At 44.4% G+C, this 12,902-nt stretch carries 11 protein-coding genes; 4 read left to right on the top strand and 7 right to left on the bottom strand.

Annotation, left to right across the window (positions count from 1 at the left end; genetic code table 11):
• Positions 1–108: 108 nt before the first annotated feature.
• On the bottom strand, positions 109–1,029 hold the full coding sequence (gene speB, locus R7P36_RS17125; RefSeq protein WP_005374233.1) for an agmatinase: 921 nt from the start codon (positions 1,027–1,029) through the stop codon (positions 109–111).
• Between the two features lies 1 nt (position 1,030).
• Positions 1,031–2,941, bottom strand: coding sequence for an arginine decarboxylase (speA, locus tag R7P36_RS17120; protein ID WP_031778854.1), 1,911 nt, complete (start codon positions 2,939–2,941; stop codon positions 1,031–1,033).
• A gap of 323 nt (positions 2,942–3,264) precedes the next feature.
• On the opposite strand from speA, the gene R7P36_RS17115 reads away from it, so the two are divergent.
• Complete coding sequence (locus tag R7P36_RS17115) at positions 3,265–3,990, top strand: MBL fold metallo-hydrolase (RefSeq protein WP_005384195.1); 726 nt, start codon at positions 3,265–3,267, stop codon at positions 3,988–3,990.
• Between the two features lie 66 nt (positions 3,991–4,056).
• Here the strand turns inward: R7P36_RS17115 and R7P36_RS17110 are convergent, their stop codons facing one another.
• The 3 genes from R7P36_RS17110 to R7P36_RS17100 all read right to left on the bottom strand — a co-directional run bounded on the left by R7P36_RS17110 (position 4,057) and on the right by R7P36_RS17100 (position 6,400).
• On the bottom strand, positions 4,057–4,485 hold the full coding sequence (locus tag R7P36_RS17110) for an ATP-dependent zinc protease (RefSeq protein WP_005384193.1): 429 nt from the start codon (positions 4,483–4,485) through the stop codon (positions 4,057–4,059).
• A 65-nt stretch (positions 4,486–4,550) separates the two neighbouring features.
• Positions 4,551–5,456 (bottom strand): 30S ribosomal protein S6--L-glutamate ligase, encoded by a 906-nt coding sequence (gene rimK, locus R7P36_RS17105; protein ID WP_005374224.1) that lies wholly within the window; start codon positions 5,454–5,456, stop codon positions 4,551–4,553.
• A gap of 329 nt (positions 5,457–5,785) precedes the next feature.
• On the bottom strand, positions 5,786–6,400 hold the full coding sequence (locus R7P36_RS17100) for a TetR/AcrR family transcriptional regulator (protein ID WP_025768062.1): 615 nt from the start codon (positions 6,398–6,400) through the stop codon (positions 5,786–5,788).
• Between the two features lie 155 nt (positions 6,401–6,555).
• Here R7P36_RS17100 and R7P36_RS17095 point away from each other — a divergent pair, with 155 nt between their 5' ends.
• Together R7P36_RS17095 and R7P36_RS17090 are read left to right on the top strand one after the other, a co-directional pair.
• Entirely contained in the window at positions 6,556–7,569 is a 1,014-nt protein-coding gene (locus R7P36_RS17095; RefSeq protein ID WP_031780877.1) for an MBL fold metallo-hydrolase, read from the top strand.
• Between the two features lie 95 nt (positions 7,570–7,664).
• Positions 7,665–8,009, top strand: coding sequence for a DUF5329 family protein (locus tag R7P36_RS17090; protein WP_017635527.1), 345 nt, complete (start codon positions 7,665–7,667; stop codon positions 8,007–8,009).
• Here the strand turns inward: R7P36_RS17090 and R7P36_RS17085 are convergent.
• Positions 7,977–8,876, bottom strand: a complete 900-nt coding sequence (locus R7P36_RS17085; protein ID WP_065275099.1) for a LysR family transcriptional regulator — start codon at positions 8,874–8,876, stop codon at positions 7,977–7,979. The genes R7P36_RS17090 and R7P36_RS17085 overlap by 33 nt on opposite strands.
• A gap of 1,336 nt (positions 8,877–10,212) precedes the next feature.
• Entirely contained in the window at positions 10,213–10,551 is a 339-nt protein-coding gene (locus R7P36_RS17080) for a YggL family protein (protein ID WP_005374208.1), read from the bottom strand.
• A gap of 266 nt (positions 10,552–10,817) precedes the next feature.
• On the opposite strand from R7P36_RS17080, the gene R7P36_RS17075 reads away from it, so the two are divergent.
• Positions 10,818–12,854: a PhoX family protein gene (locus R7P36_RS17075; protein ID WP_213899766.1), complete on the top strand. Its 2,037-nt coding sequence runs from the start codon at positions 10,818–10,820 to the stop codon at positions 12,852–12,854.
• The last annotated feature ends 48 nt before the right edge of the window (positions 12,855–12,902 follow it).

Raw genomic sequence — 12,902 nt, 5'->3', positions numbered from 1 at the left:
AAAGCGTCTGCTCGGTTGAGCTGAGTTCAAGATGAAACGAGTGAATAAAAGGTAGAGGAAGGCATCAGAAAGAAAAGGGAGCCGAAGCTCCCTTAGAAATGATTATGTCTATTCGCGCTCAGATGCGTATGCGTAAAGCATTTCTAGTGCGATGGTTGCTCCCGCTAGTGCGGTAACATCACTGTGGTCGTATGGAGGCGATACTTCGACAACATCCATACCCACGATATTCATGCCGGCTAAACCACGAATAATTTTCAGCGCTTTGTCTGAGTTCAAGCCACCGCAAACTGGTGTACCAGTTCCCGGTGCGAAGGCCGGGTCTAAGCAGTCGATGTCAAAAGTGACATATACTGGCTTGTCTGCGACGGTGCGACGAATTTCTTCTAGGATCTCGTTCACCGACATGTCATTCGCTTGCATCGCATTAATCACATTGAAGCCGTGATCTTGCTGTTTGTACTCCGTACGAATGCCAATTTGTATTGAGTTCTTTGCTGAGATCAAACCTTCTTTCGGCGCATGGTAGAACATCGTACCGTGGTCGTATGAGCTGCCATTTGCATAGGTGTCCGTATGAGCATCAAAGTGAATCAAAGCCATTTGGCCATGATGCTTCGCATAGGCACGCAGGATAGGTAGCGTAATGAAGTGGTCACCGCCCAATCCCAACATGGTTTTACCACTTTTTAGAATTTCACTGGTTGCCGCTTCAAGGCGGTAAGTAAAATCTTCCGCATCACCGCAATCGAACACGAGATCACCTGCGTCGATCACTTTCAGTTTATCCAATACGTTGAAGCTCCAAGGGAACTTCTTACCTTCCCATGCCAAGTTGACTGAGGCACGGCGAATTGCATCTGGACCCATACGCGCACCTGGACGACCAGATGTTGCCATGTCCAGAGGGACTCCCAACACCACAACGTCTGCGTCTGCCGATACCGGGTTACGAATGTACGGCAGACGTAAAAACGACATAGAGTTGGAGTAAAGCGAATAATCAGTTTTAGTAAACAAATCATTCATATCAGAAGTCCTCTAAATAGGTGTATCCTGCTAGACCTTGTTCTAGTTCTGCTAGGATTTGTGCTTGTTCATTGGCTTCAACTCGCTGTGAAACCAATTGTTTATAATTGTCACGAATCGCATCCACGTCGATATGAACGTAGCGCATCATGTCTTCTACACTATCACCTTCGTTGATGTAACTGATCTCAAATTGACCGTGTTCATCAACATTGACTACAGCACTGTGGGTATCACCAAATAGGTTGTGCATGTCACCAAGGATTTCTTGGTATGCGCCTACTAGGAAAAAGCCCATTAAGTACGGTTTGTCTTTGCTCCAAGCTGGTACAGGTAGCGTGCTCTCGATGCCTTGACCATCAACGTAGTGATCGATCGCGCCATCAGAGTCACATGTGATGTCCAACATCACTGCACGACGCTCTTCCGCCTCGCCCAGACCAGAAAGTGGCAGAACAGGGAACACCTGATCAATACCCCAAGCATCTGGTAGAGATTGGAAGAGAGAGAAGTTCACGAAGAACTTATCCGCAAGACGTTCGCTCAACTCGTCCAGAATCGGACGGTGGAAGCGATTCTTAGTGCTCATCTTGCGGCTTAATTCGAAGTAAATGCGCAGTGACAATTGTTCTGCCCACGCACGTTGTTCCAAGTTAAGCACGCCTGTAGCAAATTGAGAGTGCACTTCTGCCAAATCACTTTGGGTATCATTGTAAATCTCAATTAACGCACGAGCGTCTGTACCATCTTGTAAGTTTTCCCAGTTTCGCCACATGTTTTGTAGCAACAGCGGAGCGTCCTCATCAAGCTCATGTACTTCTTCCGGTAGGTACGACTCGGTACCAATTACGTTAGAAATCAATACAGCGTGGTGCGCTGTTAGCGAGCGACCCGATTCCGAAATGATCACTGGCATTGGTTGTTCGTATTGCAGACACACATCGCCCACAGTGTTGACGATATTACGTGCGTATTCTGCAAGTCCGTAGTTCATCGAATTCGATGATTGGCTGCGTGTGCCGTCATAATCCACTGCCAAGCCGCCGCCCACATCGAAGTACTCGATGTTTGCACCGAGTGCGCGTAGTTCGCAGTAGAAACGTGCAGACTCGTTCACACCATTGCGTACATCACGGATGTTTGCCATCTGTGAACCAAGGTGGAAGTGAACCAGTTGCATCGCGTCTAGGTTGCCTTCGCGTTTAAGACGTTCAATAACGCTAAGCACTTGCGATGCTGATAAACCAAACTTCGATTTTTCACCGCCACTTGCTTGCCATTTCCCTGCGCCTTGAGAGGCGAGGCGAATGCGTAAACCAAGGCGCGGTTTTACGCCCAAACTTTTCGCTTCTTCTAGTACCAGATCCAGCTCAGAAAGCTTCTCTAATACGATGAATACCTTGTGACCCAGCTTTTCACCGATCAGTGCAAGACGCACATACTCACGGTCTTTGTAGCCATTACACACGATCACGGAGCTACCTTGTTGAGCCAATGCAAGTACCGCCAACAATTCTGGCTTGCTACCCGCTTCAAGACCAAGCTGCTTGGTTTCTAGTTGAGCTTGGCTCGCTAGAATTTCATCCACCACTTCACGTTGTTGGTTTACTTTAATTGGGTACACCAACAAGTATTTGTTTGGATATTGGTATTCTTCAATTGCTTGGTTGAATGCGTGGCAAATACCATGCACACGTTGGTGCACGATTTGCGGGAAGCGTACTAATACAGGCAGATTTAACTGCTTCGCTTCTAGCTCATTTACAATAGCGCTGAAAGGGATTTGATGTGCACGATCACTACGTGGTGATACATATACTTCGCCTTGGTCATCAATGCCGTAGAAACCTTGGCTCCAGTAGTGAACGTTGTAGTCCGCGCGGATGCGGTCTAATTTAGTTGCTTTTTCCAACTCGATTCTCACAAAAATGTACTTAACTCCTTAATTAATTAGAAGGAAAAGTACAAAAAAGCAAATCATGAGGTATTTACCTCATACCCTGACACGAACTCCGTGTGCGCGCATTAACGGATAAAAGGGCCCTTGAGTCTAATGATTAAAATCTATCATCTCGATTATGATTTGTTGTCGTCGCTACGTGTGAATATTTGTTTACCGAAGCGTCCATTCTGCTGTTATAGTTGGTCTGACCAGTAAGGATTCGGTCATGAAGCATCTCACTAAAATAAGGACATATTTTGCAGCTGCACAGAATTCAGGGGTACATTCAGACCATGTATCTCGCCGAATATCCCGATAAATTATTGTTGCTTGATGGTGCCAGTCGAGCAGACATTCCTCATCTTAAAGACTTTATTGAACATCAACTCCATCGTCCTTTTTCTGACCTAAAGTTGGTTGTTGTGACCCACATGCATCCAGACCATGCTGGTGGTGCGCACAAACTACGTGATTTAACAGGATGTAAGCTATTGGCCGCAAAGCGAGAGAGCCAGTGGTATAGCGGTGTAGACGGTTGGCTAATGCATTTGACCGATTTAATGTTAGCACGCTGGATGGCGAATCGGATGCGTAAACCAAAGCAAAACCTTTGGTATTCCCGCAAGTTAAATCCAGATATTGAGCTTATTGATGGAGAGTTTATTCCTGGATTTGATGATTGGCAGGTGCTAGAAACGCTTGGGCATACCGACCGAGATCTGTCGGTTTATCATTCTGAACAAGATGTGCTGTATGTGGCGGATTTAATGGTGCAGGTGAAAAAGCATCTGATTGCGCCGTTTCCCATATTTCATCCGAATCAATATCGGCAATCATTAAAGCGTGTGTTTGAGATGAATCCGCAATGTTTGCTTCTGGCACATGGGGGAGAGGTGACTTTGGATGAAAAAGCGTATCAGCACATTTTGAATACAGCGCCGACTAAGCCAATGACGCACTGGCGAGTGACAAAAGTTAAAGCGAAGGGATTGTTGTTTGCGTTATTTCGTAGGAAGTAGGCTAAGATAAAGCCAGACGAGTGATGCTCAACAAAAACGTTCGATCACTCATCTGAAGCTACGGGGTTAAGATGCCAATAAGTGAGATTGGCTAGGATCAACGAGCACTTTGTCTGCCATACCCTGACGACCTAACAACATCATGTAAGTCATTTTTTCACGGTTAGTCAACGTAATGTCGATTGGCCATTGTTGGTCGCCCATACGCAGCATCGTTGTGATCACGCAGCGGTGCTCAAAAGTACCGTTAGAAGATTTAACCTTACGGTTTGCTTTTAGTTTCGCTGTGCAGCGAACCACTTGTTCTAAATGGTATACATCTGGGTGCAAATCGAATGCAACATAAGACTGACCATCTTTTTCAAAGCAATCAATATTGTCTACATGTAATGAAGAGGTTTGAGCGCCTGTATCAATACGCGCTTCAAGGTGAGTAATCCCTAACTCTGGCAAGCAAATAGCTTCGGCATTCCCAATGATCATTTTCTGATTCATAGTGTCATCCTAGCGACGAGTAACAAGAGAGCCGGTTTTTGGCTCTCTTGTGCGTTAAACAAAAATCAACCTTTACCGCGAGTACGGTTTGAATTTGGCTTAGCGTTTTTCTCGATAAAATCGAAGATCATACCTGCAATGTTTTTACCAGTTGCTAGTTCGATGCCTTCTAGACCAGGGGAAGAGTTCACTTCCATTACCACTGGGCCATTTTTAGATTGAAGGATATCCACACCACAAAGGTTCAAGCCCATCACTTTCGCTGCATTTACAGCGGTCGCACGCTCTTCTTTGCTCAAACGCACGAGTTGTGCAGAGCCACCACGGTGAAGGTTAGAACGGAACTCGCCTTCTTTTGCTTGGCGCTTCATTGCGGCAATCACCTTATTACCGACAACAAAACAACGGATGTCCGCGCCTTTTGCTTCTTCGATAAATTCTTGCACCATGATGTTAGCTTTCAAACCCATGAAAGCTTCAATCACGCTTTCTGCCGCTTTATTTGTTTCAGCAAGTACAACACCAATGCCTTGAGTGCCTTCTAGCAATTTAATCACTAGAGGTGCGCCACCAACGTTTTTGATCACGTCCTGAATGTTGTCAGGATGGTGAGCAAAGCCAGTGCGTGGCAAACCGATGCCTTTACGTGATAGCAGTTGTAATGAGCGCAACTTGTCACGAGAGCGGCTGATCGCGACAGATTCGTTGACACAAAATGTACCCATCATTTCAAACTGACGTACAACAGCAGTGCCGTAAAACGTAATAGATGCCCCAATACGTGGAATAACAGCATCGTATTGCGGTAATTCTTCACCCTTGTAGCGGATCTTAGGGTTGTTGCTCGTAATGTCCATATAACAGTGAAGCGTGTCGATCACATCGATTTGATGCCCACGTTCTTCACCCGCCTGTTTTAGGCGCATGGTTGAATATAAATTCTCATTACGAGAGAGAATAGCAATACGCATGGCAATTCCTTAGTAAGTCAGTACCAAATTAAAATATAAGTATAGAGCATAGAATGCAGTAGGCAGGTGATCATGTTATGACATAACCTACTTACTTCAACGATTTAGAATTGTGGTTGAACAACCACGTCGTCAGAGGTGCGCACCTTAGGGCGTTTTTTTGTGAGATGAAAACGAAAAAGCATCGTCGACACGACAAAAATATTTTATCGAACGCTCACGCCTTGCGGTATGAGACTGTCAAGGGTGAGATAAATAAAATTGAGCAAAAATTTCATCGCTTTGTCACGAATTATCGCTTAAAAAAGCGGCCAATTTGACCGCTGTTTTTAGCTGTTTTGATAGTGACTTAAAAAAAGTTCCGCCGTTTGGGTAGCTAACAGCCTAGATTCTTCATTCGACAAAGAGGGGCGAATTCCCATTAACTGCGGCCAGAATGCACTGCCTTTAAGTAAGTTGTGCAATTGAGTGCTTGCTATATGCACATCATCAATTTGCAAAGCGCCACTGTTCGATTTCTCAGTAAGCCAGCGGTATAGGGCGGTTTCCTGTTTCGACATTTGTTCTGCTTGTTCTTTGAGATCTTCCGGCTTAAATAAGAAGTGCCCAAATGCCACTTTTGCCAGCTCAATATAGTTTGGTTCCGTTACCACAATGATCTCGCTGTAGAGTAATTCAATCAATTGATCTTTGAGTGGCAGAGTGGCCAAGCGTTTAATATCGCTTTCCATCATTGACGAACGCCAAAGCTCAGTCAGCAACTCCGTCACGATCGCTTCCTTAGAAGGGAAGTGATTATAGACCGTGCGCTTAGAGACTTGTGCGATTGCAGAGAGCTTATCCATGCTGGTGTTTTGCACCCCAAACTCTTGGAACGCTTGCCTTGCCGCGCACAAGATGGCTTCTCTTTTGGTTTCACTACGACTTTTTCTTTTTACATTCATAAGCTTGCTAAGTTAAGAAGATCGTTTCTTGATCTATTTTACACTAAGTAGTTTACTTTTGATAATTAGAATGTAAACTGCACCGTGTAGTTTACTTTTGTTCGGGTTAACTTTTTATGAAAAAAACTTTGCTAGCCACAGTAGGAGCGTTCGCGATGGGTACATCAATGATTTCTTGTTCTAATGTTGATACTGAAAAAGCGCCAACATACCCGGACAAATTTGCAAATACAGAGTTGGAATACAAAAGCGGTTTGGGCGACATGTTCGAAATCATGAAAGCGTATTTTACGACTGAGCGCCTTAACCCAACACCAACGATTGAAATTCCAGTGCATGCGATCACAGCGCGGCAACTGTTAGAAGAGCAAGATGACGTCATCTATCGTCTGGGTCACTCAAGCGTATTAATGAAGCTCGATGGAAAACTGGTGATGACCGACCCTGTATTCAGTGATCGCGCGTCTCCTGTACAATGGGCAGGGCCAAAACGCTTTCACCAAACCCCCATCACGATAGAAGATTTGCCAACTATCGATGTGGTGGTGATCAGTCATGACCATTACGATCACCTAGATAAAGCTTCTATTAAAGTGCTAGGCGACAAGGTGGGCACTTTCTTGGTGCCGTTAAAAGTTGGCCAATTACTGGTGAATTGGGGTGTACCCAAAGAGAAAGTGATCGAACTAGACTGGTGGGAGTCACACTCTGTTGACGGCATTGAATATACACTAACTCCGACTCAGCATTTCTCTGGTCGAGGTTTGACAGACCGCGATACGACGCTGTGGGGCAGTTGGGTTATCAATGCACAACAACACAAAGTGTTCTTCAGTGGTGACTCTGGTTACTTCAATGGCTTTAAAGAGATTGGCGAAAAGTACGGTCCGTTTGACTTCACCATGATTGAAACAGGTGCGTACAATGAACTCTGGTCAGACATTCACATGTTCCCAGAGCAAAGCGTTCAAGCACACATCGATGTGCAGGGCAAAGTGATGATGCCGATCCATAACAGCACGTTTGATTTATCAATGCACGATTGGAATGAGCCAATGCAACGCGCGTTAGACATCAGTGAAGAGCGCGGTGTAACGTTGGTGAGCCCTGAGATTGGTCAACGCTTGGCGATTGCGGAGCCTCAGCCTGCTAAGGCATGGTGGCAATAATTGCTGAGCTAAACAGCCAAACACCAGAATAGTTAAGTCACTTATCAGTAGTTACTATTAGTAGTTACGTGGTCAGGGATAAGGATAAAGGTGCGATGAAAGCAAAGTGGACGTTGTTACTTACATTAAGCATTCTGCCTACCTTTGCACTAGCAGGGGTAGAGCAAGATATCTCGACGTTGATAAAACGAGTTGAGCAATCCTCTTGCACCTTTATCCGCAACGGCAAGGCGTACACTAATCAAGAAGCGGCAGAACACATGCGCAATAAATGGGATTACGCCAAAGATGACGTTGATTCCGTGGATGTGTTTATAAAAGAAGTTGCGTCGAAAAGTTGGTTGTCTGGCAAACCATATTGGGTGGATTGCCAAGAGGAACGCATTACCAGCGAAGAGTGGCTAACATCATTGATGCGCACCACCGATCACATCCAATAACACTTCTTTGATGGTCTGATAGCGCAGAGGTAGAGCACGACTGCGCTTACGAACCAGAAATAGCTCTTCACATACAGTGTTTTTCAGTTGAGCAATGTATAACGTGTCTTTTAGTGGAAAATTGTCGACCGCACTTTGAGGCAGCACGGTGAAGCCAAGTCCTTTGCTGACAGGTAGCAAAATTTGGCTCAATTGATTTACGTAGCCGGATAATGGTAAATCGCTCATCTTAATTTCTTGGAGCTGTGGCTCTTCACATTGGTCAAAAAAAAGTGTCATGTAATGCTCGGCATCAGGGTGGCTAATGACACCACAGTCATGCAAGAGTTTTGGCGTTATCTGCTTATTTTGATATTGCTTTGGCAGAACCAAGCACAACCTCTCTTTACCAATTCGCTCACTGTGAAACAGACCTTTATTGGGAACATCAGTCACGATACCAATATCAATGTGCCCTTGCGTTATGGCGTTGAGAATAGATTGATTTGGCGCGGCTTCTAAATGTAACGATAAGCTCGGGTGCTGTTTTTGCTTCTCCAAAATGGGCCCATACAACATTAACGCCATTGCACCAGAACAAGCCAGTTTACAATGGCCTGAAAACGCATCATCAAAACTGAGCTCTTCGAGCAGCTTCTTTTCTCTATCTTCTAACTCGAGCGCATATGCGTAGACAATCCTGCCTTGCTCGGTTAATTCGAAGCTTTTGTTTTCGCGCTTGATCAAGGCATGCTGACAACTTTGCTCTAATTTTTTGATGTGTTGGCTGACGCCAGGCTGAGTCATAAAAAGTTTTTCTGCCGTTTGCGTAAAATGACCGACTTCAATCAATGTCTTAAATGTATGTAACCAAACAGGATTAAGCATAGTGTGTGATTTTCTGAGAGCTTTGTTGGGAGACGTAAAGAAAATGATAGCACGGTGTTTTATGAAAACAGAGAAGACTTAAACGATAAAGATGAATCGCTATCAATACATTACAGACAAAATAAAACCCCGCCTGGTTTCCCAGACGGGGCTTATTCTTTTTCGCAGCAATCCAGCTACTAATAGGTGCTCCCTGCATCTATCCTTGATTGTGGCTAAGTCCTTTAACCGAGTTCCTTGTTCATCGCCTTCCTAGCGGTGTCCATTCTTGCCTATCATCCTGACGGGCGAACTCTATCCTAGAGCTTAACTACATCCTTGCTGACAACTCATCCTAAGCTATCAAATCTTCATCCTGAAGATACCCAATCCTTTAGGCTTTTTTCCTGTTCCCGCCAACATCCTGTCGACAAATTGAGTATTGATGTTTTGCTGATTTGACTCAATTAACTTTTCTAAATTATTTTTACTTATTATTTTAAGTGAATTTAAATATTACTTTTAAATCATATGCTTAATGTTTTTTCTGGCATTGCTCTTAGAGGTGATTAATCTATTTGCTTACAACTCTTGTAAGAGATCTCGCACAGGTTTGGTGGTGAATGTATTAATGTGCGCTTTTTGTTCCGAGTTCTGTGGATTGAACTGGATCACAATGCGTTAAAAGGGAGGCGATAAAGATGAAAGTGAATTGATCTTGAGTAGAGATTTGTTTGAAAAGAAATAAAAAATCTTGCGGTTTTTATAAACAGTATGGTAAATCTGAAATGCCCACCTTGTTAATCCTTATTAAGATTCAATGACAGTATAAGTAGGGAACTTGATTGCCATTTTTCTGTCATATCTGGTGAGTAAGTTAACTGTGTCAGATAGATAATATGCTGTTTGCCAGTAAAAACAGGCTGCAAGAAATCGGTAATTATCATTATGTTGTGAAATTGGTCACGGTTAAATGATTGATTCCCTTATAGGTTGAAGGGGATACGACCTTAGACAATAAGCTCCATGAGGAGCGTTACTTATATAAGATGAGGGACTTTACTATGAAAAAGACTAGAAGAGCTCAGCTACATCGTGTGCGTATTCAATACTGGAAAGACACGAAAGACGCCCCAGCTAAAAAATCATAGTTAATTATACCTAAAGGCACGAGCTGGCTGTGGAACACAGTTTCCCGTTGATTGCCAGCTCAAAAACACCACAATCACATTCACTCCGCGCAACTTCCCAAACCCCTATTTTTACTATCGCATTCTTCAAAAAATAAAAAAGCCAGTCTTAAGACCAGCTTTCTCTACCATTTAGTGAGCTCTGCGTATTACAGGTTGCCCTTTAGTTACAGGTAGTTGGCGTCAACTAGTTCGCCCGCTTGCGCGCTTTTCACTTCTGGGCGTGCTTCTAACCATTTGATAACTTGCGCTTTCTGTTCTTCAGTCGCACTGCCGTAACGGTCAGTAGAACATAGGAAGCCTTCAAACAGTTCTAGACCACCGCCACCGAAGCAAAGACCAAGCTCGTCAATGTAGTCGATAAAGTCATCAACGAATGCATCGTAACGGTCGAAGTCGTTAATGTCTGTTTCACAGCTGATCTCGAAACCTAGGATTGCGAACTCACCTAAGAACAGCTTTTTACGGATACGACGGCTCTTGTTATCGATCTTGTCTAATTTCATGATTATCTCTCGTAGATGATTTGATTTCGTACACCTTATACCTTCTATCACACTTTAGCCCAAGTAAAATCAGAATGAAGCGATACAGTTGGTGATTATGTGACCAGAATTTAATTGCTTCGTTAGCTGTGTTGGTTGGTTTGCAGTATTGTTGAAACACAAGTTTCATATGTTTTAAGCACTTTTGTCATTTTTCTTATCCAAACTTCTTGCCGTTCAACTAATCACTTATTTATTAATTAAACTATAAGATCGGGAAAGTAAAAATGAGCAAGGAAACCTTTGACGCGACGCGTTATAACCAAAGTGAAAACAAACCATTTGAAGAAGTATTAGAAGCGAGCCTATCTCGACGCAGCATTCTGAAAGGTGGTTTAGGTATCAGTGCGATGACAGCGTTTGGTGCTTTCGGATTGGCTGGTTGTAACTCGTCTGACTCAGGGAGTACAGTAAGCAGTGGTTCGGGCGCATCTAAAGCCGTTCTTAACTTTGAATCTATCCCTGGCTCACTCACTGACGCAGTTTCAATTCCACAAGGCTACACCGCACAAGTACTAGTACCTTGGGGAACACCACTTAATGCACAAGGCAGCGCATGGCAAAATGATGGTACCAACACCAGTACCGATCAGTTAAATGCGCTAGGCATGCACCATGACGGCATGCATTTTTTCCCATTGAACGATAGCACTACAGATGGCTTGCTATGTATTAACCACGAGTACATCGACACATCAGCACTGCATCCAAACGGTCCGACGGTTGAAAATGGCGTACGTACCATTGTAGATGAAGTGCGCAAAGAGATTTACGCGCACGGTGTATCAGTGGTTCGCATTCAACTGGAAGACAACATGTGGAAGTTGGTTGATACCGACCCACTAAACCGTCGTTATACTGGTGCGACAGTCATGGATTTGTCTGGCCCGGTGGCCCACACATCTTTAACTGTCACTCGTTTCTCACCAGATGGCAGCCAAGCGCGTGGTACGTTAAACAACTGTGGCAACGGCTACACGCCGTGGGGCACGTACTTAACGTGTGAAGAGAACTGGCCTGGTTACTTTGTTAACGCCGGGACTCGTACAGAAGAGCAAGATCGCATTGGTGTTGATGACCAAAGCACACGTTACTTGTGGGAAACATTAGCAGGAAATGCAGAAGAGCGTCTTGATGAGTTCTCTCGCTTTAATGTGGCTCCAACAGGAGCAAGTGCGATGGATGATTACCGTAATGAAGCCAATGGTCACGGTTACATTGTCGAGATTGACCCTTACACGCAAAACTCACGTGCGAAGAAACGTACTGCGCTAGGTCGTTTCCGTCACGAGGGCTGTACTTTCGGTAAGCTTGAAGAAGGCAAACCAGTGGTATTTTATTCTGGCCACGATTCTCGCTTTGAATACCTATACAAATTTGAATCTGCGGCAGCGTGGGATCCAGCAGATGCTAACCCTGATAACCGCTTGGCGATGGGTGACAAGTACATGGACGAAGGCACACTGTATGTGGCGCGCTTCAATGAAGACAGCACAGGTACTTGGTTACCATTAACGCTTGATAGCGTAACAACCGCTGGTGGTACGTTAGCGGATCACTTTTATTCACTGGCTGAAATTATCATCAATACTGCGGGTGCGGCGGATTTAGTTGGGGCAACACCAATGGATCGACCAGAGTGGTGTACGGTTGATCCATTCACGGGTTCAGTATATTTAACATTGACGAACAATACGCGCCGTACAGATGAAACCAATCCTGCGAATCCACGTTTGAATAATAAGTTTGGTCATGTTATTCGTTGGGATGAAGGTGCTTCAGCAACTGACTTTACTTGGGATATCTTTGTGTTTGGTTCGCCAGCAAATGGTGATGCAGATACCAACCGTTCTGGCTTGAATGAGTTAAACCAGTTTGCGAGCCCAGACGGATTAGCGTTTGATGTCCGTGGTATTTTGTGGATTCAGACTGATAACGGCGCAGATGAAGTCACGTCTTACACCAATGATCAAATGTTGGCTGTTGTTCCATCTAAGCTAACAGATGAGAATGGTGATCAAGCTGTGATTGGTGCGGATAATCAAGCTGAATTGAAACGCTTCTTTGTCGGACCAAATGGTTGTGAAGTAACAGGCTTTACCATCAGCCCTGATTACAAATCATTGTTTGTGAATATTCAGCACCCAGGTAACTGGCCATACAGTGAAGATGCAGCCGAAGAAACGCCTGCTGGTGTTTCTGTGCGCCCACGAGCGGCGACAGTGGTTATTCGCCGTGAAGACGGTGGAGAGATTGCAGTTTAATCTCTAAATGAATAAACACCTTAAAATTCAAGCCCTGCAATTGCAGGG

The sequence above is a fragment of the Vibrio sp. 397 genome (assembly GCF_033339395.1).
GTDB lineage: Bacteria > Pseudomonadota > Gammaproteobacteria > Enterobacterales > Vibrionaceae > Vibrio > Vibrio alginolyticus.
This window is presented reverse-complemented; position numbering and strand designations above follow the sequence as displayed.

Excerpts from the sequence above, each read along its gene's own strand:
- speB (WP_005374233.1), bottom strand. The coding sequence starts at position 1,029 with ATGAATGATTTGTTTACTAAAACTGATTATTCGCTTTACTCCAACTCT.
- R7P36_RS17115 (WP_005384195.1), top strand. The coding sequence starts at position 3,265 with ATGTATCTCGCCGAATATCCCGATAAATTATTGTTGCTTGATGGTGCC.
- R7P36_RS17110 (WP_005384193.1), bottom strand. The coding sequence starts at position 4,485 with ATGAATCAGAAAATGATCATTGGGAATGCCGAAGCTATTTGCTTGCCA.
- rimK (WP_005374224.1), bottom strand. The coding sequence starts at position 5,456 with ATGCGTATTGCTATTCTCTCTCGTAATGAGAATTTATATTCAACCATG.
- R7P36_RS17100 (WP_025768062.1), bottom strand. The coding sequence starts at position 6,400 with ATGAATGTAAAAAGAAAAAGTCGTAGTGAAACCAAAAGAGAAGCCATC.
- R7P36_RS17095 (WP_031780877.1), top strand. The coding sequence starts at position 6,556 with ATGGGTACATCAATGATTTCTTGTTCTAATGTTGATACTGAAAAAGCG.
- R7P36_RS17090 (WP_017635527.1), top strand. The coding sequence starts at position 7,665 with ATGAAAGCAAAGTGGACGTTGTTACTTACATTAAGCATTCTGCCTACC.
- R7P36_RS17085 (WP_065275099.1), bottom strand. The coding sequence starts at position 8,876 with ATGCTTAATCCTGTTTGGTTACATACATTTAAGACATTGATTGAAGTC.
- R7P36_RS17080 (WP_005374208.1), bottom strand. The coding sequence starts at position 10,551 with ATGAAATTAGACAAGATCGATAACAAGAGCCGTCGTATCCGTAAAAAG.
- R7P36_RS17075 (WP_213899766.1), top strand. The coding sequence starts at position 10,818 with ATGAGCAAGGAAACCTTTGACGCGACGCGTTATAACCAAAGTGAAAAC.